Annotated in this window: 12 protein-coding genes; 1 reads left to right on the top strand and 11 read right to left on the bottom strand. The window is 36.9% G+C overall.

The features are described 5' to 3' along the window. Positions 1-85 precede the first annotated feature (85 nt). The 8 genes from FC19_RS10315 to FC19_RS10280 all read right to left on the bottom strand — a co-directional run bounded on the left by FC19_RS10315 (position 86) and on the right by FC19_RS10280 (position 7756). A complete protein-coding gene (locus FC19_RS10315) occupies positions 86-958 on the bottom strand; it encodes an alpha/beta hydrolase (RefSeq protein ID WP_057876858.1) in 873 nt (290 codons plus the stop codon). Further along, positions 955-2235, bottom strand: a complete 1281-nt coding sequence (locus FC19_RS10310; protein WP_057876857.1) for a PTS sugar transporter subunit IIC — start codon at positions 2233-2235, stop codon at positions 955-957. Before FC19_RS10310 ends, FC19_RS10315 begins: the two co-directional genes overlap by 4 nt. 294 nt (positions 2236-2529) lie before the next feature. Continuing rightward, the gene (locus tag FC19_RS10305) at positions 2530-3366 is read right to left on the bottom strand and encodes an energy-coupling factor transporter transmembrane component T family protein (RefSeq protein ID WP_057876856.1); all 837 of its coding nucleotides are present in this window, start codon (positions 3364-3366) and stop codon (positions 2530-2532) included. Then, positions 3363-5069 carry an ABC transporter ATP-binding protein gene (locus FC19_RS10300; protein WP_057876855.1) on the bottom strand — a complete coding sequence of 569 codons (1707 nt, stop codon included), beginning with the start codon at positions 5067-5069 and terminating at the stop codon, positions 3363-3365. Before FC19_RS10300 ends, FC19_RS10305 begins: the two co-directional genes overlap by 4 nt. Before the next feature lie 3 nt (positions 5070-5072). Further along, positions 5073-5633, bottom strand: a complete 561-nt coding sequence (locus tag FC19_RS10295; RefSeq protein ID WP_057876854.1) for an ECF-type riboflavin transporter substrate-binding protein — start codon at positions 5631-5633, stop codon at positions 5073-5075. A gap of 402 nt (positions 5634-6035) precedes the next feature. After that, entirely contained in the window at positions 6036-6332 is a 297-nt protein-coding gene (locus tag FC19_RS10290; protein ID WP_057876853.1) for a MazG-like family protein, read from the bottom strand. Between the two features lie 10 nt (positions 6333-6342). Next, positions 6343-7173 carry an HAD-IIB family hydrolase gene (locus FC19_RS10285; RefSeq protein ID WP_057876852.1) on the bottom strand — a complete coding sequence of 277 codons (831 nt, stop codon included), beginning with the start codon at positions 7171-7173 and terminating at the stop codon, positions 6343-6345. A 76-nt stretch (positions 7174-7249) separates the two neighbouring features. Then, positions 7250-7756 carry a GNAT family N-acetyltransferase gene (locus FC19_RS10280; RefSeq protein ID WP_235809376.1) on the bottom strand — a complete coding sequence of 169 codons (507 nt, stop codon included), beginning with the start codon at positions 7754-7756 and terminating at the stop codon, positions 7250-7252. 389 nt (positions 7757-8145) lie between these two features. Here FC19_RS10280 and FC19_RS10275 point away from each other — a divergent pair, with 389 nt between their 5' ends. Then, the gene (locus FC19_RS10275; protein WP_057876851.1) at positions 8146-10761 is read left to right on the top strand and encodes a YfhO family protein; all 2616 of its coding nucleotides are present in this window, start codon (positions 8146-8148) and stop codon (positions 10759-10761) included. A 154-nt stretch (positions 10762-10915) separates the two neighbouring features. Here the strand turns inward: FC19_RS10275 and FC19_RS10270 are convergent, their stop codons facing one another. The 3 genes from FC19_RS10270 to FC19_RS10260 all read right to left on the bottom strand — a co-directional run bounded on the left by FC19_RS10270 (position 10916) and on the right by FC19_RS10260 (position 14829). After that, positions 10916-11944 (bottom strand): zinc-binding alcohol dehydrogenase family protein, encoded by a 1029-nt coding sequence (locus tag FC19_RS10270; protein WP_157061318.1) that lies wholly within the window; start codon positions 11942-11944, stop codon positions 10916-10918. Between the two features lie 283 nt (positions 11945-12227). Then, positions 12228-13466, bottom strand: coding sequence for a cytosine deaminase (codA, locus tag FC19_RS10265; RefSeq protein WP_057876850.1), 1239 nt, complete (start codon positions 13464-13466; stop codon positions 12228-12230). Further along, on the bottom strand, positions 13456-14829 hold the full coding sequence (locus FC19_RS10260) for a cytosine permease (RefSeq protein ID WP_057876849.1): 1374 nt from the start codon (positions 14827-14829) through the stop codon (positions 13456-13458). The genes codA and FC19_RS10260 overlap by 11 nt, the downstream gene beginning before the upstream one ends. Positions 14830-14974: the final 145 nt, after the last annotated feature.

The raw sequence follows: 14974 nt of genomic DNA, 5'->3' as shown, positions 1-14974 counted from the left end.
AATTCTCTTAACTATTGCAAAATCGCAAATTCGGATTAAAAAAACTATTCGAACGAATTTTAACACTTCTTTTTAGAAAAAACGCTTACTGCGGAGCTGCATTCTGTGTTACGTTTGGAGAGCCACCAGTCCCAGTTTGCAAAATATTTTCGTTTATCAATTGAATAATTTCTTTATTTTGTGGTAGATCTGAATGCTGCGAGTCCTTGCCGGTAACAGTTATCTTAGTATACTGTGCAACCTGATTTTGGAAAATATATTTACCAGCACTAACACTTGTAGAAGGTACAATACCATCTGTCGTATAATTTGTCGTTCCATCAATTGAGTAGACTGTTAAATTGTGAGGCAGTTTTTCCCTCCCAGCAATTAATTCCTTCAAAATATTTGTTCGTTGATTTATATTTGTTTCCGCAAAATTATATGGGGTGCCAATCGTCATTAATCTATCCAACAAAAGTTGATTTTGATCCATGTATTTTTCTAAGTAAAGTGTATAAATCAATCCCCCATTTGAGTGTCCAATACCAGAAAAATGATTAAACTGATATTTCTTGGCTAAATAATTCATTGCTATCGACATCCACTTGGCTTGTCTTTGGATATTTTGATAACCATCATGATTGTTCTCGAAAGCGATAACAATGAAAGGTCTTGTATCACGAGGGAAAATTCTGCCGCTGATTCGCAATTGATTATTTGTTTTAACTGTGATTTTTAACAAACTTTGTTTTTTATTTCCGGTGTTAAGCTTACCAATTAATCCATCAAATCGGTTTTCTGTTGCACTTGAACCTGGTATAAGAATCACCGGGTACAATTTCGATCTATTCTGAACACGTTCTTTGGTAACATGTGTTTTAGTCCAGAAATATGCAGGGACTCCAACTGCGACTGTTGCAACAACAATAACTAGTATTAATATACTAAATGAATTCGACAAGAGTTTTTTTCTCATTTCTGCTCCTCCTCTGCCCTTATCGAAGAAAAAGCCGAAGTTTCTAATACTTTGAAGAAGGGATAGTATAGCAATATACTAATAATAAGAATAATCAGTGTGAATATTAAGGAACCCCAATGCCCATTTGTCCCCATAAATGCATTTAAAATAGTCGGCGTATTTAGCGGCACTTGATAAACGGATGGAAATATCAACCCGCTCTTTAGTGCCAAAGTTCCCAATAGAATACTTATCACAGGTACGAGAATAAATGGAATAAGCAATACAAAGTTAAAAAATAAAGGTATTTCTGCTAAAAAGCCACTATTAACATTTAAGAAAACCGGAAGCAAATGTTTCCATGCGTCAATTCGATGATTGCGGTAACGTGAAAATAGTAAAAACAAAAGTAACAGGGCCAACACCTGCCCATAACCGCCTAAAACCGCAAAAGAATCACTTAAACTGTATATATTTAACGGATGAGGCAGCCCTTCCAAGTTACCTTTTATTAAGGCGGCCGAAAGGTTGGCTCTCGTTAAATCACTGTCTGTATGTGCAACCAAAACCTGATCAGGACTGATAAAACCTAACCAGACAAACAAGTTGCGGCCCGTTTCTCTTAGGATGATACTTGACAGCTGATGTTGATCATCACTTAGTAAACTTCCTATACCTGAAAGAACAGGCCCTGAAAGATTTGAAAAAACATTCGTACTGAACAGGTGTTCTAATCCTTTAATTGCACCACCCAAAACAATGGTTCCCATCGAAAATGACCATACAGATTTAAGATGTAAATATTTTTTGCCTACATGATAAAAATATGCACCAATTAGCCCAATTGCCAACACTTCTATAAAAGGAATATTTCCGCTTAAATTAACCTGTCCCGTTCCATCTGCAGGTGTTCTTTTTACGTGAAAGTTTATGAAGAAAAGTAAAATAAGTGCCACTACAGCACTTGGGATGGCTTCTTCTTCATCAAATAAGCTTCCTCGGTACCATGCGACAGCTACACAAAGCAGCAACAGCGCAACATCGAAGAATACACAGCTCAATAAATGCGCAACACTATTTGCATCTGATATCCAAGAAAACTTATCAAGATGATATATTTCATAAAAAAAGCCATGTGGCTGAAAAAAAGAAAGCATCAAGCATCGAATCAATATCCCTATCAGCAATAGTGGTGACACTTTTTTTAAACCAAAGTAGCAGCTTCTTAACCATTTCCATTTTTGCTGCTTATCCTGCAGCCTGTATAAGTATGCAATTATTTTATTACCTGTCATGAGTCATCCCTCTTTATCTCTCAACTGAATTGATTGTACCACTCTCAACAAATTTCGTCGCTGTTGATTTTTCTTCCCTCATAATTGAACGTAGCAACTAAACAAGCTTCTGCATTTTTGTCTACACATGTCTCAGAGCTTAGCGCTCAGAATAACTTTTGCAGCCATTTAGTGTCGTTCCCTTGGTTCATCTAGCACTGGTTTCAAAATTAACATACAAAAAGCACCCACTCGACTAATGTCGCCACTAGGTGCTTAAATGTAAAAAGTCTACCGTGAAAAAATTACCTAAGATTATTTAAAAGGATTCCAGAAACGTCCACCATTTACGCCGAAAAGCATAACCCCAACTAAAACAATTATAAAGATGACAATTAAAGAAAGATAGTCGCTTTTCTTGAAGTTTTTTTCCATATACCATGTTCTTTTTTTGTCGCGACCAAAACGACGCAATTCCATCGCTTGGCTAATAACTTCGATCCGATCTAAACTCGTAAAAATAAGTGGTAAAACAATCTGTGCGTTGCCGATGACTCGAGGCCAGAATTTAGCTTTTTTTGAAATTTCATATCCTCTTGCCTGCTGAGCCAAGCTAATCGTTCGATAGTCGCGTTGAACGTTTGGAATGTACCGCAAAGCAATTTCCACAGCATAACTTGTTTTATATGGAATACCAATTTTATTTAAACTAGCTGCAAATTCACTAGGATTTGTTGTTATCAAGAAAATTAATGCTAATGGAACTGCAAAAGTATACTTCAAAAAAAGGTTGAAGATATAGAAAAGTTCTTCCCACGATAAGTTGAAGTAATTTTCAGGATTTCGCCAAATCATGTGCTGTGTTCCATAGATTGTCATTCCATATCCCGGTGCGAAAACATAAACCATTAGTAAGTTAAGTGCAGCAAACACAATAATAAGCTTTAGAATAAGTGAAACTTCTTTAATATTGATTTGGGATATTTTGAATAAAACAAGCGAAAAAACTAATATTCCTATCAAAAAACGCGTATCATAAGTTACCATTCCAATTATCGAGAAGGCTATGAAGCCAATTAACTTAGTACTTCCGCTTAGACGATGCAAAAAAGTATCCTTGTCGTTGTAGCCGATTAAAAATTGACTGTTCATGCTCGGTCCTCTCTTTCAGCTTGAATAAACTTAGCCACAAAATCCGTTGCCGATGGCAATTGATAACGTTCCGCTAAATCAAAAAGACTGGTTCGAGCAAGATATGCTCTTTTTATTATCTCATCATTAGTTAAGACTTTTGCTGGTTCGGCGTCAAGCAACACTTTCCCGTGATCTAAGACGATCGTTCGTTGTGTATACTCAAGCATTAAATGCATATCATGTGTTATCAAAATGATTGTCAAATTATTCTTCTGCTGTAGTTTTTCAAGAAATGTCATTATCTCGGTGTAATGTTTTAAGTCCTGGCCAGCAGTGGGCTCATCCAAGATTAGCATCTCAGGCTTTAATACAAGCATCGATGCGATTGTGACACGCTTTTTCTGTCCAAAGCTCAAAGCAGAAATTGGCCAATGCCGCATTTCGTACAAGCCGCAAATACGTAAGATGTTTTCAACACGCTGCTTGATTTCGTCTTCCAAAAATCCGCGTAGAAGAAGGCCTGAGGCCACCTCGTCGTAGATCATAGTTTTAGATATCATTTGATTTGGATCCTGCAAAATATAACCTATGTATTGAGCACGTTCTTTCACTGACATGTTCAAAAGATCCTGTCCCTTAAATTTAATAGAACCACTTACTGGTGAAAGAAAACCTGTAATTAAATTACTTAGAGTGGATTTACCCGCACCATTTCGACCAACTAAACTAATCATTTCGCCCTTCTTAATTTCGAGTGAAAGATCTTTGATTATCGGATGTTCCTTTGTGTATCCAAATGATAGCGCGTTTATTGCTAAGAGTGTTGATCCTTTTTTAACTTTTTTGGAAAGTTTCGCATGTTCATTCCATTCAAACAACTTTTGATTTATCTGCGGCTCAGTGATCCGCGAAACTTGATCAATATTTTGACATTCAACTAAATTAATTCCTGCTCGTTTCAGTGCGCTAAGGTACAGCGGTTCACGCAAACCGAGTTTTTCTAGCAGTGATTGCTTCAATATTTTCTGAGGGCTGTCATTGGCAACGATTTTGCCATTACGCATAATAACGAGTCGATCAATTCCGCCCTTTAAAACTTCTTCAATTCGATGTTCAATAATTATAACTGTCAAACTTTGCTTCTGGGCTAACTGATCGATCAACTTAACTGATGCCGCGCCTGAAGCCGGATCTAGGCTAGCTAATGGTTCGTCAAAAAGCAGGATCTTGCTCTCATCTATTAAAACACCGGCCATTGCAACACGCTGTTTCTGTCCGCCTGAAAGTTCTTGCGGCGAATGCTGCGCTAAGTCTGTTAAATCAAGCTTTTTTGACCATTTTTTTGTAACTTCATGCATTTTTACTTGTGGAAGTTGATCATTTTCAAGTGAAAAGGCAATGTCTTCGGCAACTGTCAACCCAACAAATTGACTATCTGGATCCTGTAGCACAGTTCCGACATCGAAAGAAAGATCAAAAATGGAGCTGTTATTCAGCGGCTTGCCATTGATGAGACACTCGCCTGACATCTCTCCCGGATAGGCCTGCGGAATCAATCCATTTATGCAACGACCTAATGTCGATTTACCAGAACCAGAAGCGCCGGCAATCATTACTTTTTCACCAGGGAAAATATTTAAATTGATTTGATCTAATGTTTTTTCCGACTGTGATTCGTATTGAAATGAAAAGTTTTTAAAGCTGATAATTGGTTCAGTCATATGTTATCTTTCCTTTTTTAAGCTGCCTCGTTTTGTGCGCGTTTTCGCATAAAGAACCAGTAGAATTGTTCCGATCACAGCAACCGAAAGACTGTTGATTATCCATGTGGTAATACCTTGTATAAAGACCTTTTTGGCTGGTTCATGATAAATGATAATATCTCCGCTGGGTGCGAGCAAAACCCATGCAATAAAGTTAACAATAATTTGATAAACATTGAACCACACTAATTTTCCTTTGCTCAAAACGCCGCTTTGAATATCCAGCTTATTTTTAGCCAACCCAAAAGCAAAACCAACTAGACCATCGGTAATGACCCAAGTCCACCAAGGTGAACCGTATGTTACAAAGTCATTGAGCGTATGACCTATAAAAATTGCCAACCCCGCTGCAACTGGACCATAGATCGCTCCCAAAAGGGCTAAGAAACCTTCAGCAATGTTTAACTGAGTATTAGGAATTCCGGTTGGAATCGCAACAAATTTCATTAATACAAAAACAATGGCTGCTCCAATTCCTGTTGCAACAACAGTTTTGATTGAATTATTTCCATTATTTTTCATTGTAACCACTCCTTCAACTAAAATAGTTTTTTAATGGTGTTTTTGATTTATTGATCTAACGTTGAGAAAAGCAAAAAAGCATCCCTTCCACTTAACGAAAGGACGCTCGCGCGTGTTACCACCTGTCTTCAAACCCTTTTAGGTTCCTCTAAATATCTTGCATATTTTCAAGTATAACGGATTGCCACCGGCAGAAACTTGCCTAAAAGGCTCGCAACTACATGTTTTTCTCAGGAACCATATTCACTTAAACTTCACCATCGTTTCTCAGCAATCACGACTCTCTAAAGATGAAGTTAAAGCTACTCATTCCCTCACAATTCACAACCAAAAACTAACCTTTTACAAGTCTACAACATTGCTTTTAAAAATGCAATTTAGCTTTTAGTTCCTTAATTCAGTTCAATTATTCTGCTTTTTTATCCACTTAGCGGTTTTTTCTTTTAATAATTCAGCCAATTCTGCATGTGAAACATCCATTTTAATCAATATTGCATATGTAACGAGTAGCACATCCACTAACTCTTCCTTAGTATTGTTGAGACTGAGGTTTTTGTACGAACTTCCAGATACATCCTCTGCAGACAGGTATGCTTGAGATGCTTCTCCTACTTCTTCCATTAACTTTAAGAGCTGTTGTCCAACACTTTTCGGTTCAAGAGATGCTGCTTTTTCAATTTCAAGTATCAGATCGTTCACTGAAAATTCCTCATTTCATCAATACTTTTTCAAGCGTCTCCAGTACGCCGGAATTATTATTATCACACGAAGTAATGTTTGCCGCCTTGCTTTTAATTTTTGCAGCCGCATTACTCATAGCAAAACTATAAGGAGTCAGTTCCAACATACCGATGTCATTTTCATTATCCCCAAAAGTCATTATTTCGTCAGTTCTGATTTGGTACTTCTCCTGCAGATATTTAATACCTGTTCTTTTGTCAATATTTGCTGTACCTACAAGCTGTGTACTAAAGCCTGAATTCAAACTAGATAGAGTTGCAGGCAATAAGCTGCGTAATTTTGTACTGGCTTTTTCAAAATCAATGTTGGGAGCAAAAGTCACCCCCACCTTTATAAGCTGATCCTTATCACCTAAACTAGCTAATTTTTTTAAAGACGGCACACGCTTAACAGAACTATAATAACGTTTAATAATTTCAAAATATTTAGCTGGCAGACTTTCCTCAGCATAAGTATAATTAATTCCCGAAATCGTCTTCATGACTAGATCGTTCTTTGCAAAATTAACTTCAAGCTTTCTTAAAAGATCTAAATAATCAGCAATTTGAATTGGGGCGGTAAAAGCTAACTGCTCCCCGCAATGAACCAGCGAACCGTTTTGAGAAATATAATCGATATCGTTTTTAAACGGTGCAAACTGCAGTTGCAATCTCTGAAACTGAGATCCACTTGCAGCTACAAAATGTATCCCGCGCTGTTTCAAATACCCAAAAAGTTTACTAAATCTTTCGTGATCGTAAGTGTTATGATCATTTAAAAAAGTTCCATCCATGTCAACGGCTATCATTTTGATACTCATTACATTTATCCCCTTCATTCCTGATGAACTGTCTTAGCATTACGCTTTTTGTGTTGTAGGTTATACGTAACTTAAGCTAACTGAATTCCAACAACATATTATGCCACTTCTGACTTGCATGTTGTGATTCAGATATTCCTTCATCTTTATAACCGTTTTTTTGATAAAAAGATACTCTGTCTTCAAGACACGTCAAAGTTATAGCTTTTCGTCCAGCTTGTTTTGCAAGTTGTGCAAAAGCCTCCAGCAGTTGTGTCCCTATCCCACATCCCTGAACCAGTGGGTGAACGGCAAGACTTAAAACACTTTGGTATTGAGCGCTCGTATCGTTGGCAACAACGTTTTCAAAAAATTCATCTCTCAGGTAACGTTCCTTTATTGCAGGACCTACAATAAAGCCAACGACGTCGTTACTTTCTTTAGAACGAGCTATGAGAAAGCTGTCATTGATCAGTCTTAAGCGAATTCGCATTGAATTCAAGCTAGCTGCCTCAGCACTTGAAAAGCCATTGCGCTCAATTTCCATAATCTGAAAAAGATCTTTCTCCTTAGGATGCACCATTTCTACTTCGATTTTTAACAACTCCTCTTGTGTAAGTGATATCTTCGCTATTTAAAATAAATATTAGCATAGTTTGACTAGATAAACATTCATTTTCACTCATGAAAATTTCATTTCAAATTAAAGTAACATACTTGTGTAGCAACAATCCGATCCAATTTCAGGTCATTTGTGTTCATCTTTCACCGTGTAAATTATTAAGAAATAAAATATTTATTTAAACCTTTGCACAGATACGAGTTAAAATAATTCACATTGTGTAAACTGAATATCAGGACCCAATAATTTGCACATACAATTTATCCTTGTTAAGCTGAGTCTGCAATAGCCTGATAAAGTTAGTCATAAAGATGTCAGATAAATTTCAATATTTTAAATATTTAAAACCTAATATAAAGACGGTGAATTAATTGTACATTAGTAAACATTACATAAAACATTTCATCCCTGCAACAGCATTTATAGTTTCTTTTATGCTAGCTTCAGTAATAATGATGGTTGAACAGGTGACTCCTTTCGGTAATCATAATTTGTTAGTCAGTGATATGGGAAGCCAGTACATCACATTCTTTAGTTCGTTACATAATTCCCTGTTCACACATTCTTTTCAACTATATTCTTTTTCACAGTCGTTAGGTGCCAATTTTTTCCCAACTATCGCTTATTATCTGATTAGCCCTTTTAATCTTTTGCTATTGCTTTTTCCCAATGCGGCTGCTATTCCTAAAGCCGTTACACTCATTATTATCCTGAAAAGTGCAACAATCTCCTTTACGATGACTTATTTCTTAGAAAAACATTTTAGGAAACACGATCCTTGGATGGCACTTTTCGGAACAATTTTTAGTTTGTGTGGTTTTGTTGCACTAAATTATTTCAACATTATGTGGCTTGATGCATTAATCTGGCTGCCCTTAGTCGTTAACGGTATTGATGAATTTCTTGTAACGGGTCGAACAAGAAGGTTCTTTGGATGGTTATTCGTCAGTATTTTAACTAATTTTTACTTGGGTTACATGATCTGCTTATTTTCACTTTTTTACGTAATATATAGTTTGTCAGAAACGCATTCGCCTCTACTTCCCATTCGGAACTTCTGGAAAGTAAATCGAACAATACTTACAAAATTCATTACCAGTGAAATTTTGTGTGCTTTAACCACATCTTTTCTGCTTATCCCCACTGCACTAGGGATGCTGCAGACAGCAAAGGGAGGTAGCTGGAAGGATTTCACACTTACACCTCAATTTGGATTGGAAATACTGAGTCAAATCGGAGTTGGTGCGTCTAACTACACTTCACGTTTATTTCACGCACCAAGTATATTCACTACAACCTTTGTAATACTCTTAAGTCTCTGCTACTTTGTTCATCCTCAAATAAAAAGTTCTAGCAAAAAACATGCAGCATGGTTTTTACTTCTATTGCTGCTTAGCATGTTGATCAAATTAAGCAACACTATTTGGCACCTTGGACAGCAACCTGCAGGATTTCCATTCAGGAACTCATTTTTTATCAGTTTTGTCTTGATTATGCTTGCTTATCAAGCCTGGCAGAACAATCTTCACCAGCTCAGTAAATTTTGGAAATGGACAATTCCATGTATACTATGGATAACAGTTGCTGGCGGATATTTTGGAAGTCGCCTGTCATCTTGGGTATTACACAGCTTTTTCGCACATTCTTTGCGCCACTATCAGGTAATACACGTTACACCTTTAAGATCTGTCATTTTGAGTTTTCTATTTATTGCTGCAACATCCGTTTTAATTTTTTCGACCAAAAAAATGTATAAGCACTTTTTATTGACAGGAATTGTTTTATTTGAAGTAACCTGTAACTTCCTGTTGGCCATGAAAAATACACCATTTGGGAATCAAGAAACTTATCAAAAAAACTTCACATATGAGTACAGTAAAATTGACCGTATTAACGGTTCAAGTAATTCTCTTTTCAGAGTCAATAATTCTAACACACTGATCAACAAAGCTTATCGTGAAAAATATTACAATTATAATGATCCAATGCTCTTTAACTTCTATGGCATCAATTTTTACAGCTCCACTTTAAATAACACAACAAGAAAAACACTGCATGCACTTGGGCTTTTCAGTAAGAATGTACGCCGCATAAACTCAATCGGTTTGACACCTCTAACCGAGTTCTTGTTTGGGGTCAAATATTCCTTTGAATTAAACAATAAGCATCAAGACGTCCATCCTAATCCAAGTTTTGTTGGAATCGGATTTGCGGTGCCTACAACATTCAACAAGATAAAACTGGATACAAAGGGAAAATTCAATTCGATTTCAAATCAAGAATTAGTTTTACAGGCACTAAGAAGAAGTAAAGCCCCCTATTTTGAAAAAAGTAAGGTATTAGTTTCTCCCACAGGTGGTAAGCTGATTGCTTCAGGCAAATACAGCTACACGTACATTATCAAAACTATGGCTTCTGGTCCAATGTTTTCAGAATGTATGGCGAATTATAGTAAATATAAAACTATCCACATTAATGGGAAAAAACTTTCTCTGGATGCTGATGTTAGTCAGCACAAATACTTGCAGTATTTAGGTACGTTTGCCAAAAACAAAACGATTAAAATTAATTTAATCACGAAAAAAGCCAATTCGAAAAACTGCATAAATACTTATAGTTTGAACAATAATAAGTTTAGCAACATTGTGGAATATACAAGAAAAAATAGTTTTTCGCCAAAAATCAGTACCGGATTTTTGCACACGCAAGTAACTGGTACAATACATTCTGTGAACTCTTCTAAATCTCTTTATATCTCTATTCCCTACGATAAAGGCTGGAGCATATTAAGAAATAATAAAAAAGTCACTGTTAAACATTCACTTAAAGGGATGATGGCTGTTAGACTTACACAGGGCAATAACAAAATTGTTCTAACCTATCATGTGCCTGGGCTTAAATTGGGAGTCATTCTTTCGCTCTTTAGCTTTTCATTTTATTGTTTGTTAGAGTTTTACCGAGTACAAAAAAAACACGACAGATATTGACAGAGTAAGAAAAGCTAGACAATTAGTTTTTTACATCTCAAGCCTTAAAGCAATTTTATAGTTAGATCTGATAAATATTTAAACCTATTAAATTTAAAAAGTAGACTATCCAAATCGACTTCGATTCTGGACAGTCTGCTTTTTTTCGAAGAAATTATCTGCAAAGAACGATTTTACCGATAGAGCTATTTGTTTCAATCATAGCGTGTGCAGCTTTCAAGTTTTCTGCATTGATTCCATCAATAATCTTATTCGCAGTGCTCTTTATTTTTTTTTGTTCCAATAATCTTGCTATTTTTTCTAAGCTTTCATGCTGTGTTATCATTTCTGGAAGTTGGTAATAAGATTTTGTATACATCCATTCCCACATAAACTCAACACTTTTTGGCTTTAAAAGCCCCATATCAAGCGGTTTCTTATTTCCAGTAATAGAAACAATTCGTCCGTTAGGTCTGATCATCTCTGCCATTTCTTTGAAATGACCATCAATATCGCTCAGACCTAATATATAATCAATATTCTCATAGCCCAATTCGTATAGCTGAGAAGGCATTGGCTGGCGGTGATTTATCGTTTGATCAGCACCATGATCCTTAGTCCAAGCAATCGTTTCCGAGCGTGAAGCAGTGGCAATAACATTAAGGCCGGCCAAATGTGCCAGCTGGGTTGCAACCGATCCTACTCCCCCAGCACCATTTATAACAAGAAGCGTCTTTCCTTTATTCTCAGACGGCTTATCAATGCTAAGCCGCATTTTTTCGAATAATGCTTCCCATGCTGTCAAGGATGTCAAAGGCATTGCAGCTATGTCGGCAATATCCATTCCTTGTGGAGCATGACCAACAAGCCGTTCATCAACCAATTGATATTCAGCATTGCTTCCTGACCTATCAAATGCCCCCGCGTAAAAAACTAAATCATCTTCTCCAAAAAGACCCACCTGTTCACCGGTTGCAACAACAGTTCCGCACGCATCCCAACCAAGTATTTTAGGCTTCTCATATTCTCCAGACCCGTTCAATCTAACACTTACATCAATAGGATTAACCGCAATAGCCTCAATCTTTACTAAAAGGTCATGTCCTGTTGCTTTGGGAATTGGCATTTCAAAATCAAACAGACTTTCTTCATCTTCAAGGGACAAATGTCTTTTAAACCCGACTGCTTTCATATTTGAAGGCATACACATCACTCCTCGTATTAATATTAGCAATCTCTTAATTACTGAGATACACGCTGTAGTATTTTGTAACTGCACTTATATAAGAATTTATTCAAATTCTTTACACATAGTTTACCATTTTTTAATTATTTTCGCTTATTTTATCTTAAAGTGCAAACATACGGCAATCTTTGCCAGCATCTAGAGAAAAATTAAATTTTCAACACGCGATTTAGAGTTTAATTTGATTGATAAAAAGATACTATGAACTATTAATTTTTCATTGATTCAAAAAATATAAATATCAATCTAAATATAGTTTACTTTGTGCTGGAACTGTCTTAGCGATGATTTTTCCACTTCTAATGTTATATAAAACCTCAGCATGTTTGTTTAAGACGTTGTAAAAGTCTTTTCCATTTAAGAGAATACAGTTTCCAGGCAATCCAACTGCGATTCCGTAATGGTCACTGACATGCAAAGTCTTAGCAGCGTTATAAGTCACATAATTAAATGAATTTTGCAGCTGCTCATACCCCATTAGCTGGGCAGCATATACTCCCATTTGCAATGGGTCAAGCATGTTTCCATTTCCCAAAGGATTCCATGGATCTTTAACATCATCTTCTCCGAAAGAAACATTGATATCTGCTTCTGTTAATTCCTTAACACGTGTCAATCCTCTCCGCTTAGGATATGTGTCGAAACGTCCACCCAAATGCATGTTAACTAACGGATTGGAGACAAAATTCATCTGCGACATTTTAAGAAGACGGAAAAGTTTGTAAGTATATGCATCATTATAAGAGCCCATTGCTGTAGTATGACTTGCTGTTACCCGATCTTTTAATCCTGTTTCATATGCTAATGTTGCCAGAACCTCAAGATTTCGTGTTGCAGGATCATCTATTTCATCACAATGGACATCAACTAAAACGTTATATTTTTCAGCCAGCTTTACTATATATTTCAAAGAGTCAGCGCCGTAAAAGTGATTAAATTCGTAGTGCGGGATACCACCAACGACATCAGCTCCCTCCTTTAGCGATTGCTCAAGCAGTTCTTTGCCTTTAGGGAAAGACAGAATGCCTTCCTGAGGAAAGGCTACCAACTGAAGTTCAACGACTTTTTTCAATTCGTCCTTGAGCTCCAGAAGGCCTTGCAGTGCTATAAGTTGAGGGTCTGTAGTGTCAACGTGGCTGCGAACAAACTGTATTCCGTATTTTAACTGCTGATATATTGTTTTCCTAGCTCTATCTTTAACATCTTGGATTGATAGCTCTTTTTTTCTTTCTGACCAAATTCTGATTCCATCAAAAAGCGTGCCAGTTTGGTTCCATTCGGGCTGACCTGCAGTCAAAGTAGCATCAAGATGAATATGTGAATCGATGAAGGGCGGAAGTAGTACATTCCCATTTCCTTCAATGACCTCTTCTCCCTTCTCGGGCGTCAAAGTCGTCTCTATCTGAGTAAACTTTCCTTTTGTTATTCTAATGCTTTGTAATTGTTCGCGGTTGTTAATGTGTACGTTCTTAATTAACATGTTTCTTCAAGCCCCCATAAAATAATTTCATTAAATAATAATATAGAGCTCCACTTAACACCATTGTGATAAAAGTTGCTCCAACTGTTTTCTCTAGAAATGCACTATGTTGCAAAGCAAAGAAAATAACTGCCCCAATTAACCATGTTAGAATTGCGACCCAATTGATACCATTGACATACCAATAAGAGCCTTTACGCTTTGTCAACTCATCCAAGCGGTAGTGCCCTCGATTGCGTAAATAAAAATCCACAATAATAATACTGATTATCGGTCCTAAAACCATCCCAATATAATCTAAGAACACAATAAATGCATCTAGGAAACTACCTAGAATCATCGGAATAAACGTAACAAATGTAGCTAGAACTGCGACTATCCATAATGATTTTTTAAGTTTTAGTCGTGGAAAAATATTTGAAAGTGCTGAACCGGCTGCCAATAGATTGACCGCATTAGCAGTCATACTTGTTAAAATGATAACGATTAAAGCTAAGATTCCAAGGCCCAAACGACTAGCGATTGTACTTGGGTCCGAATTGTTAGGGTCATAACTTCCAGATGCAATTGCGATACTGATCGTTGCGACTAATCCAATGAAAGCAAACCAAACCACACCCAGTAATGCTCCACCAAAAGGCATAGCAGTTGCCGCTGATTTTTTGCGCGTAAAACGGGTGAAATCTGCACCAGCAGTGACCCAGGCTAGATTGAAAGCCGCAACAGTATCAACGGCTGTTCCAATGTTCATTTTAAATTTAGCAGGCACACGCCAAGACATTATTTCATGTAATGAAACAGTTTGAAAAACGACAATTGATTCCCATAATACAAAAACAAAAACAAGTATAATTCCAATTCGTTCGATCAACTGAACAGAACGTGAGCCACTTGCAATACTGATAATGTGCAGAATACTCATCACTAAAATCCCACAAATCATCCCTTTACTCCCGCCAGTTTGACCGTAAAGCGGCCAGCCAGCAATGTCATGCATTAAGTAACTAACCGATGTAGCTGCAATATATGTATTGACTGCTGTCCATCCAATAAATTGTGTAACATTAATTATCGAAGGAAGATAACTTCCACGCAGCCCAAATGATGCGCGGCTGATTCCCATTGTTGAAACCCCAGTTTTAAAGCCAATGAAGCCAATCAATGATAGAAACAAATACGAAAGCGCTGATGAAAGAAACAACACACCCATTGCAGCCGCAAAACCGCAAGCTGCCAAGACTCCTCCAATGTACCAGGTCCCATTATTTGCATTAGCGCCGACCCAGGTAGCGAACATATCCCACGACGATGTTCTTCGTTGTGCAGGTTTGATGCTTAAACTCCGTTCGTTATCGTGATTCATAAAAAATTTCCTCCTATAAGCAGAACCTCAGTCGATAAACTTGAAGCTCTTTTAATTTTGGGATTGCAATTTTTTGAACTGCTCGCATGAGAAAAAACTGCGCTGTACCTCTATGAAAAGTTCGCCATGCTCCTTAAACGTTCAG

Source organism: Liquorilactobacillus aquaticus DSM 21051, from assembly GCF_001436755.1.
GTDB lineage: Bacteria > Bacillota > Bacilli > Lactobacillales > Lactobacillaceae > Liquorilactobacillus > Liquorilactobacillus aquaticus.
Note: the sequence above shows the minus strand (reverse complement) of the source record. Positions and strands in the feature narration are given on the sequence as shown.